This is a genomic window from Phyllobacterium sp. T2-21 (assembly GCF_055378485.1).
On sequence record NZ_AP027912.1, the window covers coordinates 1,388,230 to 1,400,727 of the forward strand.

The window sequence follows — 12,498 nt, forward strand, 5'->3', positions numbered from 1 at the left end:
AATGCAATTGGCATCCGCGTGTGGTGGAGTGACCCATTGCATCGACCCGGCAATTGCTTTAAAGGCCCGCCATGAACACACCCACTCATCCCGATACAGTCCTCATCGTCGATTTCGGCAGCCAGGTAACGCAGCTGATTGCACGTCGTGTGCGCGAAGCTGGTGCCTATTCCGAGATCGTTCCTTTCCAATCCGCTGACGAAGCATTCCGCCGCATCAAGCCGAAGGCGGTCATTTTGTCCGGCAGTCCGCATTCCACCGTGGATATCGGCAGCCCGCGCGCGCCGCAGGCCGTGTTTGAATCGGATATCCCGGTTCTCGGCATCTGCTATGGCGAGCAGACCATGTGCGCACAGCTTGGCGGCAAGGTCGAAAGCGGCCATCACCGCGAGTTCGGCCGTGCCTTCCTCGACATTCAGGAAGAATGCGCCCTGTTCGACGGCATCTGGGCCAAGGGGACACGCCATCAGGTCTGGATGAGCCATGGCGACCGTGTCGTTTCCATTCCCGACGGTTTCAAGGTTGTCGGCACATCGACCGGCGCGCCGTTCGCGGCCATCGCCAACGAAGCCAAGAAATTCTATGCCGTGCAGTTCCATCCGGAAGTCGTGCACACGCCCGACGGCGCCAAGCTCCTGCAGAATTTCGTGCATCGCATTGCCGGCATCAAGGGCGACTGGACCATGTCCGCCTATCGCGAACAGGCCGTCGCCGCGATCCGCAAGCAGGTTGGCGACAAGAAGGTGATCTGCGCCCTCTCGGGCGGTGTTGATTCCTCCGTCGCTGCCTTGCTGATCCATGAAGCGGTTGGCGAGCAGCTCACCTGCATTCTTGTCGACCACGGTCTGATGCGCAAGAACGAGGCAGCCGATGTGGTTGCCATGTTCCGCGAACATTACAACCTGCCGCTCATTCTTGTGAACGCGCAGGATCGTTTCATCGACGCGCTGGAAGGCGAATCCGATCCGGAGAAGAAGCGCAAGACCATTGGCCGCCTGTTCATCGAAGTGTTCGAGGAAGAAGCCAAGAAGCTTGGCGGTGCGGATTTCCTCGCACAGGGAACGCTCTATCCCGACGTGATCGAAAGCGTCTCCTTCACCGGCGGCCCTTCGGTGACGATCAAGTCGCACCACAATGTCGGCGGTCTGCCCGAGCGCATGAACATGCAACTGGTCGAGCCGCTGCGTGAGCTGTTCAAGGATGAAGTACGCGTGCTTGGCAAGGAACTCGGACTGCCCGATTCCTTCATTGGCCGCCATCCGTTCCCCGGTCCCGGCCTTGCCATCCGCTGCCCCGGCGGTATCACCCGCGAGAAGCTGGAAATCCTGCGTGAAGCCGATGCGGTCTATCTCGACGAAATCCGCAAGGCGGGCCTTTACGATGTGATCTGGCAGGCATTCGCCGTGCTTCTGCCGGTACAGACCGTCGGTGTCATGGGCGATGGCCGGACCTACGAATTCGTCTGCGCCCTGCGTGCCGTCACTTCCGTCGACGGCATGACCGCCGACTTCTACCACTACGACATGAGCTTCCTTGGCCAGGCGGCCACGCGGATCATCAATGAAGTCAAGGGCATCAACCGCGTTGTCTATGACGTCACGTCGAAGCCGCCAGGCACGATCGAGTGGGAATGATTTTTGCCCCTCCGGCAGTATCCGATTGTACGCCAGGGTACGGCATAAGTATCTGAATAACAAAGATAAAACTGTCATCGTCTATCGCCATCTATCGAGGGACAGTGCTCCGGTTTGACGGTATAGTGGACGGTATGGGGGAACTTGTTCGGTTAGAGATTTCGCTATACCGTCATGGCCAAGAGAGCTGCTGACGGTATAGTTTTTGGCCTTAAGGCATTGAAAGAGCGAATGAAATTCACTTTCAGTGACCCCAGTTTTGGGCTGACGGTATAATCGGTGCCTCTCTGCTGTTTTTGGACAGATTTGGAGGTCTCCATGCTCACGGACACAGCGATTAAGGCGCTGAAAGCACAGAAGAAATTGTACAAGGTGAGTGACCGTGACGGTATGTATGTCGTGGTCCAGCCGTCCGGGGCGATCGTGTTTCGGTACGACTATCGACTCAACGGACGGCGCGAGACGCTGACGCTCGGCCGATATGGCCCTGACGGCCTCTCACTTGCCAGGGCTCGCGAGAAGCTGATCGATGCGAAGCGGGCCATTTCAGAGGGGCGGTCGCCTGCTCAAGAGAAGCAGCATGACAAGCGGCGACTGAAGGAGGCGAAGCGATTCGGCGAGTTCGGCGAAAAGTGGTTCCAGGAGTCGCGCATGGCGGACAGCACGCGGGCTATGCGGCGCTCCATCTACGAGCGCGACATTCTGCCGACATTCCGAAACAGGCTCCTAACGGAGATCACGCCGGACGATCTCCGTATGATGTGTGGGAAAGTGAAGGATCGCGGCGCTCCAGCCACGGCCGTCCATGTGCGCGATATCGTGAAGCTGATCTTTGCATTCGCCATCCTGCATGGCGAGAAGGTCGCCAACCCAGCGGATGAGGTTGGGCCTGCGTCCATCGCGACCTTCGTGCCGAAGGATCGGTCCCTATCGCCCGCGGAGATCCGCGTCATGCTCGGTCAGCTTGAGCATGTGCCGACACTGCCGACCATACGGTTGGGAATGAAGCTTTTCCTCCTGACGATGGTCAGGAAGAGCGAGCTCCAGGATGCCACCTGGGATGAGGTCGATTTTGAGAACGCCGTCTGGTCGATACCCAAGGAAAGAATGAAGCGGTCGAAGGCACACAACGTCTACCTGTCTCAGCAGGCCATCGACATCTTCATCGCGTTGAAAACCTGCGCCGGCAATTCGCGCTATGTCCTTCCGTCGCGATATGACGCTGACGCGCCAATGTCGCGGGCGACGTTCAACCGGATCACGACCGCCGTGGTCGCTAGAGCGAAAAAGGAGGGGCTGCCACTTGAGCCCTTCACTGTTCACGATCTTCGACGCACCGGGTCCACTTTGTTGAACGAACTCGGCTTCAACAGCGACTGGATCGAGAAGTGCTTGGCGCATGAGGACGGACGGTCCTCGCGTGGCGTCTACAACAAGGCGGAGTATGAGCACCAGCGCCGGCATATGATGCAGGAGTGGTCCAACCTGGTGGACGCTTGGGTCGCGGGTCGGAAGTATGTGCCGACCCTGCTCCCGGCCACGATGGAGCTGCTTGAGCTCGAGCCTAGTGTTTGACAGGCCGAGAGCGGCGCAATCTCACGTCGGGGCTTGGAGCGCGTTCGATAGCATTGGCCCGAGAGGCACGGCGTCGAGCGTCAAGCCAAGCTTCGACTTCTGCCAGATCCCAGACGACGCAACGCGAGGTGAGATAGAAGCGCTGCGGGAATTCTCCTCGCTGCTCCATGTCGTAGATTGTGCTGTCGGCAAGCGGCACGATCTCTCGTAGCTGATGCCGGCGAATTGTCCTGCGGGCGACATGCGGCGCAACGCTCATACCGTATCTCCACTTCTTTACTCTTGTGGAGATAGAAGGCGATAGATCTTCCGATTTGAAGCCGCCGCGTGAAGGGATGCGGTAATATCGGGCTATAGCGTGCACATCGGACGGGCCGTCTCAACGGGCAAGTGCCATCTAGGAGTGTCGGCTGACCCTTGGGTTCTTGTTTGAAGCGCCGTCATCCGTGGAATAGCAGCCCGATGAAAGCCGCGACTCACTTCAAAATCCGCCGTAGAAATACGTGTCGGTTCGAATCCGACCGCCCGCACCATCTACCCAAAGCGGCACCCTAAATGGGTGATGAGAGACGTTGTCTCGTAAGGAACCCCGTTCCCGATCGCCGCCTAAGTCCTCCGCTGCCCGGAAAGCTGATTGACTGCATCCTACAGACAGTTGGGATATGAGATCGCGACCTGCACGACAGCCCAATTATTCATTCATCGCGGCAACGCGATCTCCGAAAAATGCTTCCGGATGAAATCCAGCTTTGGATCGATGTAGCGCTGGCAGAAGGGCCTGCTTGGATCGGTGCGATAATAGTTCTGATAGCGCTCGTCCGAAGCTTTGAAACCCTTGAACGGGAGCACCAGAGTGTGGACAGCCTTGTCTGTTTCAGCGGCAAACTGCGCGATTGCCTTCTCGGCTTCTATCCGCTGACCGACTTCAAAGACATAGATGGCGCTTCGATATTTTCCGCGCGGTGAGCGAGCTCTTGTGGCGGAGTGCGTCCTTAGATGCACTTCGGCGAGCGTGGCCAATCCAATAGCCGCAGGGTCGAAACTTACGACCACACCTTCGGCCCACGTGTCGGCCGGCGTTTCTGATTGCAGAAAGCCCTGATCGACTTGGGAGACGCCTCGCAGCGCCTGAAAGACGCCCTCGGTGCACTAGTGGCATCCGCCGCCGAAGCCGACTTTCTCCATTCATCAGCTCCTATGCAGTCGGGTGATCCCGGCCGCCGCCGGCGCGGGCGATAAGCTGCCGAGGAACGAGATGATCCGCGGCGCCACTTGGTCGGCCATTTCGACGTGGGGATAATGGCCGGCACCTTCCACGATCATTGTCTCGGCATGCAGCCGGCTTGCTAGGTTCTGAGCTTCCTCGACCGGGTTTGGGAAGTCCGGATCCTTCGTCCCCATCACAACAAGCGCGCGAACGGCGCTGTCATCTAGAATGGCGGCCGTGTCGGCTTTCGAAAGCGAGAGCATCGTCAGCAGCGCCTGCATCCGTCCCGGCTCTCTGAGATTTCGAGCGATGGCCGACTTGATCGCCTCGTGGTCAAAAGCTCGCTTCGTTGGATAGAGGCTGCTCCAGTATGTCGTCCAAAACCACGTCCGCCATGGCCCGGCGAACCCTATCGAAAGGACGAGCTTCTGGACGCTCGTCAGTGGAAGGTCTCGGACTATCGGACCGAGGAGCACGACACTGCGGACCAGGTCCGGACTCTCTCTCGCCGCCCTATAGAGCTGATGGAGTGGATGCCCCCTCCCGACGGCATCGCAATGTGCCAGAGTGATGTGCGCCAAAACGTCACTTAGAGGAGAGAGCATCCATGAAGGAAGTTAGCATCGTCGGCCTGGACCTAGCAAAGCGAGTGTTTCAGGTTCATGCCTCCAGAAGCGATGGAAGCGTGGTCTTGCGTAGGAAACTGTCTCGCGGCCAAGTCGTCACCTTTTTTACGGAATTGCCCAAATGCAAGGTTGCAATGGAGGCCTGCGCCACCGCGCATTACTGGGCGCGTGAGATCGGGAAACTTGGCCATGATGTTCGCTTGATCCCGCCGGCCTACGTTAAGCCCTTTGTCAAACGGCAGAAGAATGATGCGGCCGACGCAGAAGCGATCGTTGAAGCAGCCACCCGACCGTCGATGCGGTTCGTGGTTCCAAAGACTGAATCCCAGCAGGCCTGCTCCATGCTCTTCCGGACGCGGGACCTCTTTGTCCGCCAGCGAACTCAGCTTATCAATGCCCTTCGCGCACATCTGGCCGAGCATGGCGTCATTGCACCACAGGGAATTGCGAGCTTGACCTTGTTGGCGGAGATTGTTGAAGATCACAACACGGGCCTCGACCTTATTGTTGTGGAGACCGCTCGACTGTATCTGGACCAGATAGGGGCGCTCTCTTCTCGGATCGAGTCGCTGGAAAAGGCTCTCAGATCGGAAGCGAAGCGTTCGCAGAGTACCGCCCGCCTTATGTCCATGCCCGGAATGGGACCAATTACGGCAATGGCAGTAGAGGCTTTCGCGCCCACCATGGTGACCTTCAGAAGGGGACGAGATTTTGCGGCCTGGCTCGGTTTGGTGCCAAAACAGCATTCGAGCGGAGGGAAGCAGGTGCTCGGTCGAACGTCGAAGATGGGACAACGCGACATCCGTCGGCTTCTTATCATCGGCGCGATGACCGTCATTCGATGGGCATGCCGGAAAGCTCCACCCGAGAACTCGTGGCTGGCACGGATGCTGGCGCGCAAACCTCGTATGCTAGTTGCAATCGCCCTCGCCAACAAAATGGCTCGATCCATCTGGGCAATGATGACCAAGAACGAAGATTACAAAGATTCCGCTCTGGCTGCAGCGTAGTATGTACTGAGCTGAAGTCAGGACGGATCGTCGGCGTGTGAGGAGGTCAGCGAACGGTAAGGATGAAGATCGGTGAGAGTGGGTCTGGAAATGCATCCGGGTCAGTGAGCCACGAGCTCGTAGAGCTGATTTTGCACCAGGTCCGCGTAGCTCCATACCGGCCAGCGGTCGTACTCGAGCCGCACAACAGGCCTGATACATGACCGCACCCGATCACACGTTCAAAACCGCTCGAAGAACTGCTTGCATGAACGGGGGCATCCATACATGACCCGGCCGCGAAAGAGTTGCCAGTGATGGTGGCAGGGCCTGCGCCCAAGCGTCTCACGATAGAGATTGCGTCCAGGCCCACTGACCGGGCGGAGTAGTCAGTCCATCGCGCTGACGTTTCGCCGAATCCCCGCACATCCATCGTGACGACGCGGAATTCTGCCTGCTTTAGGTCGGGCCCTAGGAGCCGATATTCGGATCGCAGATCGCCCATCCCTGGAATGCACAGCACGATGTGCCCCGGACCGCCGGTGTCGTCGAAGGCGATACGGCCGCTGTCGACCTCAATGTACTCGGTGCGGACAAGAGACGAGGCCATCGAGTTTCCCTTCCCGTGAGATCGAGCTTCAGGCTGGTCGACCGACTTCGAACAAGAACCAGGCGCGTCGCTCCGCCTCGTCGGTCCAGGTGTCGATCAGGCCGGAAGTTGCGTTGTCCTTGGCTTTGTCCGCCACGTCCTTGGCGCGACGCAGTGACTCCACCATGTGTAGGTTGTCAGCGCGCAGCTCAGCGAGCATGTCCTGCGGCGTCACGAAATCCGCGTCGTTGTCCTTGATCGTTTGATGGCGAGCGATATCGCCGATCGATCGTAGCGTGGTGTTACCCGTCTTCCGGGCGCGCTCTGCGATCGCGTCAGTGGCAGCGAGTATCTCGGCCGCCTGCTCGTCGAGGAGCAGGTGATAATCCCTGAAATATGGCCCGGAGACGTGCCAATGGAAGTTCTTCGTTTTCAGGTAAATAGCATAGCTGTTCGCCAAGATGATCTTGAGAGCATCGGCGACAGTCATGGCCGCGCTTTCGTCGAGGTCAGATGGCGTCGGAGCGGGTGCGGAACTAGATTTCGTCATCGCTAGGACTTCCTCGATTGAATATTCTGCGGGATATCAGCGTCGTGCCTCCTCTGACGCTGCGGTGTAGAAGAAGGATTTACTGAATGATCCCGTCCAATAAATCGTCGCTATAGTTTCGATATCCTTGGTGGAGCCGAAAGGCGCTGCTGAAATTCGATGCCTAGGGACGCTGCGAGCGCCTTGTTCTTCAGGCGTCCGGTCGATAGCTCAGAACGAACGCTACAACCTTATCCGCCGACATCTCACACGGCTTGAGCGACGCCTTCCCGGAAGAGACGCGATAAAGATTGAAGCTGATAAGGTCTGAGCCTGCCAACTCCCGGGCGAAAAGACTGTTCCGTCGTCCATCCTTCGATCGACGCACGGTCACGCCGAACCGTCGACCGTCGTAGATGCCTTCGCTGTAACCTTCCGGCAGTTCCTTGAAGGCCGCATCAAACTTTGCCCGCTCCATCCGACCCCACCACACTCATCTGAAGGACGGTTTGAACCCCGTTGTTTCCCTAACGGCCAACGAGTCCAGAGTCAGCCGACCGCGCTCAGACTTCTAATGTCGGCCAAGCGTCATCCGCACGTTATCATCCCAAAGAAACCCAGCTTTGTGAGCGTTGGAAAATGACCGACCGCTACGCAACATCCACGCCTTTCCAGAAAGCAAAGTAGCCTCTAATCGCTTCAGCGCTGGCCGTTGGGTCAGGATAGGTCCAAGCGGCATTTAGGTTGCGCTCGCCGCCTACACGAATGTGGAAATAGTGGGCGGATCCCTTCACAGGGCAGACCGAAGTCTGCTCACTCCGTTCGAGCCGGCTGTGGTCGACGTCTTTGGGCGGGAAATAGTGATTGCCGTCGACGACTACCGTTTCGTCGCTCGTAGCGATGGTGGCGTCTTTCCAAATTGCTGAGACCATAAAAACCTCCTGTGTCGCCTATCGCCCTCGGGCCGGCAGGCCGAGGCGAAGCCCAGTCAGTTCGCGGGCGCCCCGCCCGCAAGAAGCTTGTCCAGTTCGCCATCGGCATCGAGCCGGGCGAGATCGTCGGAGCCACCGACGTGCGTTCCGTTGATGAAGATTTGGGGCACGGTGCTGCGGCCCGACGCCTTGATCATCGTCTTTCGGTGTGCCGGGTCGGACTCGATGTCGTGCTCGGTCCACTGCACGCCTTTTTCAGTGAGAAGTGCCTTCGCGCGACGGCAGAACGGGCACCAGCTCGTGGTGTAAAGGAGGATGTCTGGTTTCATTTCCTCGTCTCCGATCGTTCATGTGTGGGGTTGCGGCCGATGCTTGGGGGACGTCGACCTCTGCGAAGGTGTAGGCATGGGACCGAGCGGCGGGCTCAAGGGTTTCGGTTTCGAAAGTCCGATTGCGGATGAGTTGGGCCATCACGCTGCCATCCTTCGGACCGTGTCTAAGACGCGGTCCCGGCGATAAGGCTTTTGAAAGAAGACGATGTCCTGCGGCACGACCGCTGCTTCCGGCCACGGCCTGCCGGACGTGATGATGATCTGGATGGCGGGCCAGCGCTCGCGAATGCGGATGGCGAGCATGATTCCATCGATGCCGCCGGGCATGTTCACATCAGTGAAGACGACACGGATGTCGAGCCGATCTTGCAAAGTTACGAGCGCATCGGACGCATCCGACGCCTGAAGCACTTCGAATCCTGCTTCCTCGATCATGTCCGATGCGAACAGACGAAGGAGTGGCTCGTCTTCGACGACGAGCACCACGGGTTTCACCATTCCACGCATACTCCCATCAACCTTGAACCAGGTGACGCATGGAGGCGTGTAGATCAGCAGCTAACCCGGAGGGCTCGTAGCGGACATCGACGCCTCCTGTGCCGACAAGGCCGATGTTGATCAGCTTCGAACCAAAACCTCTGCGCGTCGGCGGGACGACGGGTGGTCCCCCGCGCTCACGCCATTGGATGCTTAGAAGATCGCTCTCCTGCCCGTTCAGTATGCCCCACGTCAGAGACACCTCGCCGTGATCATTGCTCAGCGCGCCGTACTTGCAGGCGTTGGTCAGCAACTCGTGCACTATCAGCGAAAAAGAGAGCGCCGCTCGCGGCCCAAGGGCCACCGTAGGGCCACTCATGTCGACCCGATCCGAGAATCCTATCGCGTCAATCACGGTCGCGGCGATCGTTTGCAAGTCAGCCTGCGTCCAACTCATTTGAAGCAAGGCGTCGTGCGCCGCGCTAAGAGCCATCAGACGGCGCTCAAAGGCGTAGACTGCATCGCGATCGGTGACGTTTCGCAACGTTTGGCTCGCGATGGCCTGAACCATAGTGAGCATGTTCTTCAAGCGGTGAGCGATCTCACCATTCACGATGACTTGCTGCTGCTCGGTGCGGAGCCTCGCGACCCCAGCCTCGAGCCGGTCCGCCGCGCTCCGCAGGAACGAGATTTCTTCTGCTGGCCACGGTCGGGGGTGCGCCGAATGGACAAAGAAGACGGCGATGGTCTTGCCTCGATCTCTCACTGGCATGTCGACCAGAGACCGAACGCCGACACGCACTGCGCTCTCGAGATTATGGAGCGTGCGGTCGTCGGTTAGGGCGTCCCAAACGATCAGGGGGTCGCCACCGACGAGCGGCTTGCGCAAGCTTCCGTACTCTTCGAGACGGTGGCGGCCGGCGATGCTCATAATCCCGGGCGCCGTCCAATCTGTTTCGACGTCAATGGTCTCGACGTCATCGTCGACGGATCCGAACCCGGCCCGGTCCGTGGCAAGCGCCCTGCCCACGATGGCGGCGGTAGCCGACGCCATCTCGGCGGTGTCGTGACTGCTTCGTATGGTCTCGCCGATCTCGACCAAGGCTGTCTGCAGCCCCGTGAGGCGCTCGCTCGCGTTGGCGACACGGCGCAGTTCAAGATTTTCGCTGGCGAGGCGAGCAAGTGCCTGAAGCATCGCCTTTTCCGCTTCGCTGAGCCCTTTAGGCCGCGGAGCGGTATCGATGACGCAGAGCCGACCAACGATCGCGCCGGATCGCAGCATGAGCGGTGCGCCAGCGTAGGCGCGAAAGTGCCTGACGCCGGTGACGAGCGGATTGCGCTTGGTCCGCGCGTCATTTGTGAGATCGACGATTTCCAAGAGGTCGCCCTGATCGATCTCGATCCGACAGACCGAGTGTTCGATTTCGGTCTCGCACACCTCGAGCCCGTACTTGGCCTTGAACCATTGACGGTCGGTGTCGAGGAGAGTGATGAGCGCGATCGGAACGTCGCAAGCCTTTGCCGCGACGAAAACGAGATCGTCGAAGGCTTGCTCTTCCGGCGTGTCGAGGACCATGAGGTCCGCAAGCGCCTTCGCCCGCTGTGCCGGCCCGAAATCTGTTTTGTCAGAGTTCAGGCTCACCAGAGCTCTCCCGGTCGGGGCCTTGAAGCCTGAACATGGCCGATCATGCGCTTTGGCTTAGTCACGTCAGTGCCCCCTCACGCGCGGCGGCCACTGCGATGACGGGCCCCCCGTGTCGCGGCTCTGATCGGCGGCGGCACCAATAGTCAGAACGATCTTGCCCTGGATGTGGCCTGCCTCTGCTCGATGATGAGCGGCAGCCGCTTCGGAAAGCGGGAATGTGCTGTCCACGGCGACGCGAACCGCACCGCTATCGAGTAGTTGAGCTAGCTTGGCCAACTGATCGCCGTTGGAACGAACCTGAGTCGCCGAAACGGTCACCCCCCGGCCGGCAGCCTCGTCGTGTCCGGCAAAGCCGAGGGGAAAAATCGGGAACAGCGCGCCGCCCGGACGGATGGTCTGCAGAAAGCGGCTCGCGGCCGGGCCGCCGACAGCGTCGACGACGAGATCGACGTCGCGCACATCGTCTTCGGGCTTGGTCTGCGTGTAGTCGATGAACTCGTCAGCACCCAGTTCGCGGAGGAAAGCCTCGTGCCGGCTTGACGCGACAGCTAGTGGCGCATCCTCATAGCGGAGGACCTCGGGAGCGCCGAACTCATGGAAGCGGATCGCCTTCATCTCATACCCCCCAATCAGACGCGTTCGAGGAGGGCGACGGTGCCTTGACCGCCGTCGGCACAGATGCTGACGATCCCGAGAGACCCGACCGGCATGGCCCACAGCTCTTTGACGGCTTGGCTGAGGTCACGCGCGCCAGTCGCGCCGAAGGGATGCCCGATAGCTACCGAACCGCCGTTGGGATTGACGCGATCCCAGTCGAAGTTACCCATCTCGGGCGAGACGCCGGCCTTCTCTCGGACCCAATTCGGATCGGTGATGGCTGCGACATTGGCCAAGACCTGTGCCGCGAAGGCTTCGTGGATCTCCCAAAGGGCAATGTCGGAGAATGCCAGCTGATGTCGCGCGAGCAGACGCGGAATGGCATATGACGGTGCCATCAGAAGCCCCTCCGTGTGGAGGTCGACCGCAGATATTTCGAAGTCGACGAGCCGCACGTGAGCCGTGCCTTCGGGGAGCCTCTGCAAACCTTCTTCATTGGACACCCAACAGCCGGCCGCCCCATCTGTGATCGGAGAGCTGTTGCCAGCTGTCAGGCTACCCATGCCGCTCTCGCGATCAAAGGCCGGCTTCAGACCTGACAGCCGTTCGGCGGACGTGTCCGCACGCGGGTTTGCATCGCGGGCAAGTTCCGGCAGTGCAATCACGAGGTCATCGAAGAAACCGCTGTCCCAACCGGCGATCGCTCGCTGGTGGCTCTTGAGAGCCCAGTCGTCCTGTGCCTCACGCGAGATCCGCCACGCCTTGGCGGTCTCCTCCATGTGATCGCCCATCGTCCTGCCGGTAAGGCGGTTGGCCCATCCCTTCGTCGGGAGCACATAGTCGGTAGGAGCCAGCGCCCCCAAGGCGGCAAGTGCTGCTGCGGCATCCTGCGCGAACAAATCGGTGAGCCGCTTTGATGCCTCGGGGGTAAGCGCGAGCGATGGCCGGCTCATGACCTCAGAGCCGCCGACCATGATCAAGTTAAGGCCGCCACCGAGCATGCCGGCCGCAGCGAAACACGCGGTCATGCTGGTTGAGCACGCAAGAACAACGGAGAATGCCGGGACATTGGGATTGAGTTTCGCGTCTAGCCATACCTCACGAGCGATATTGCTCCAGCCCAGGTTTGGGATGACGCTTCCCCAGACAACGAGGTCGGGCTCGGCAAGCTTCCCCATCTCCTGAACGACGGGCACGGATAAGGAGACCGCGTCATAATTCGCCAGTGCTCCCCCGCCGCGCCCAAAAGGGGTCCGAAGGCCTGCGGCTACGAAAACTGGTTCTGCAAAGCGGCTCACAGTGGTCTCCCGAAAGACAAAGGTTCGAATAAGCGACGCGGCGTAGTGCGCTCAGGCTCCCCGGCCTG

General features: G+C 59.7%; 13 protein-coding genes and 2 pseudogenes. 3 read left to right on the forward strand and 12 right to left on the reverse strand.

All coding sequences use genetic code 11. From position 1 onward, the window contains the following. The first annotated feature begins 71 nt into the window (after nucleotides 1-71). Together guaA and ACZ5FP_RS06925 are read left to right on the forward strand one after the other, a co-directional pair. Nucleotides 72-1,634 (forward strand): glutamine-hydrolyzing GMP synthase, encoded by a 1,563-nt coding sequence (guaA, locus tag ACZ5FP_RS06920; RefSeq protein ID WP_464662862.1) that lies wholly within the window; start codon nucleotides 72-74, stop codon nucleotides 1,632-1,634. A gap of 318 nt (nucleotides 1,635-1,952) precedes the next feature. After that, nucleotides 1,953-3,209 carry a tyrosine-type recombinase/integrase gene (locus ACZ5FP_RS06925; RefSeq protein ID WP_099503732.1) on the forward strand — a complete coding sequence of 419 codons (1,257 nt, stop codon included), beginning with the start codon at nucleotides 1,953-1,955 and terminating at the stop codon, nucleotides 3,207-3,209. Here ACZ5FP_RS06925 and ACZ5FP_RS06930 read toward each other — a convergent pair. The 3 genes and pseudogenes from ACZ5FP_RS06930 to ACZ5FP_RS06940 form a co-directional block, all read right to left on the reverse strand. Continuing rightward, a complete protein-coding gene (locus ACZ5FP_RS06930; protein ID WP_099503730.1) occupies nucleotides 3,199-3,468 on the reverse strand; it encodes a helix-turn-helix transcriptional regulator in 270 nt (89 codons plus the stop codon). The genes ACZ5FP_RS06925 and ACZ5FP_RS06930 overlap by 11 nt on opposite strands. Nucleotides 3,469-3,908: 440 nt before the next feature. Next, nucleotides 3,909-4,346 (reverse strand): annotated as a pseudogene (locus ACZ5FP_RS06935) (peptide-methionine (S)-S-oxide reductase); the annotation flags it as partial. A 51-nt stretch (nucleotides 4,347-4,397) separates the two neighbouring features. After that, nucleotides 4,398-5,021 (reverse strand): alpha/beta fold hydrolase, encoded by a 624-nt coding sequence (locus ACZ5FP_RS06940; RefSeq protein WP_464662863.1) that lies wholly within the window; start codon nucleotides 5,019-5,021, stop codon nucleotides 4,398-4,400. Nucleotides 5,022-5,023: 2 nt separating this feature from the next. Between ACZ5FP_RS06940 and ACZ5FP_RS06945 the strand changes: the two genes are divergently transcribed. After that, a complete protein-coding gene (locus tag ACZ5FP_RS06945; protein WP_464662864.1) occupies nucleotides 5,024-6,052 on the forward strand; it encodes an IS110 family RNA-guided transposase in 1,029 nt (342 codons plus the stop codon). Nucleotides 6,053-6,098: 46 nt separating this feature from the next. Here the strand turns inward: ACZ5FP_RS06945 and ACZ5FP_RS06950 are convergent, their stop codons facing one another. The 9 genes and pseudogenes from ACZ5FP_RS06950 to ACZ5FP_RS06990 all read right to left on the reverse strand — a co-directional run bounded on the left by ACZ5FP_RS06950 (nucleotide 6,099) and on the right by ACZ5FP_RS06990 (nucleotide 12,430). Next, the gene (locus ACZ5FP_RS06950) at nucleotides 6,099-6,641 is read right to left on the reverse strand and encodes an alpha/beta fold hydrolase (RefSeq protein ID WP_464662865.1); all 543 of its coding nucleotides are present in this window, start codon (nucleotides 6,639-6,641) and stop codon (nucleotides 6,099-6,101) included. 28 nt (nucleotides 6,642-6,669) lie between these two features. Continuing rightward, a complete protein-coding gene (locus ACZ5FP_RS06955) occupies nucleotides 6,670-7,170 on the reverse strand; it encodes a Dps family protein (RefSeq protein ID WP_099503724.1) in 501 nt (166 codons plus the stop codon). A gap of 190 nt (nucleotides 7,171-7,360) precedes the next feature. Further along, complete coding sequence (locus tag ACZ5FP_RS06960; protein WP_058193713.1) at nucleotides 7,361-7,627, reverse strand: hypothetical protein; 267 nt, start codon at nucleotides 7,625-7,627, stop codon at nucleotides 7,361-7,363. Between the two features lie 172 nt (nucleotides 7,628-7,799). Continuing rightward, a complete protein-coding gene (locus tag ACZ5FP_RS06965; RefSeq protein WP_058193715.1) occupies nucleotides 7,800-8,081 on the reverse strand; it encodes a DUF427 domain-containing protein in 282 nt (93 codons plus the stop codon). 56 nt (nucleotides 8,082-8,137) lie between these two features. Next, on the reverse strand, nucleotides 8,138-8,410 hold the full coding sequence (gene grxC, locus ACZ5FP_RS06970; RefSeq protein WP_058193717.1) for a glutaredoxin 3: 273 nt from the start codon (nucleotides 8,408-8,410) through the stop codon (nucleotides 8,138-8,140). Nucleotides 8,411-8,551: 141 nt separating this feature from the next. Beyond that, nucleotides 8,552-8,911, reverse strand: a complete 360-nt coding sequence (locus tag ACZ5FP_RS06975; RefSeq protein WP_200969033.1) for a response regulator — start codon at nucleotides 8,909-8,911, stop codon at nucleotides 8,552-8,554. Nucleotides 8,912-8,927: 16 nt separating this feature from the next. Next, nucleotides 8,928-10,532 (reverse strand): sensor histidine kinase, encoded by a 1,605-nt coding sequence (locus ACZ5FP_RS06980; protein WP_058193720.1) that lies wholly within the window; start codon nucleotides 10,530-10,532, stop codon nucleotides 8,928-8,930. Between the two features lie 66 nt (nucleotides 10,533-10,598). After that, nucleotides 10,599-11,087: pseudogene (locus ACZ5FP_RS06985) on the reverse strand (zinc-binding dehydrogenase); the annotation flags it as partial. A 77-nt stretch (nucleotides 11,088-11,164) separates the two neighbouring features. After that, nucleotides 11,165-12,430 (reverse strand): thiolase family protein, encoded by a 1,266-nt coding sequence (locus tag ACZ5FP_RS06990; RefSeq protein ID WP_071537973.1) that lies wholly within the window; start codon nucleotides 12,428-12,430, stop codon nucleotides 11,165-11,167. Nucleotides 12,431-12,498: the final 68 nt, after the last annotated feature.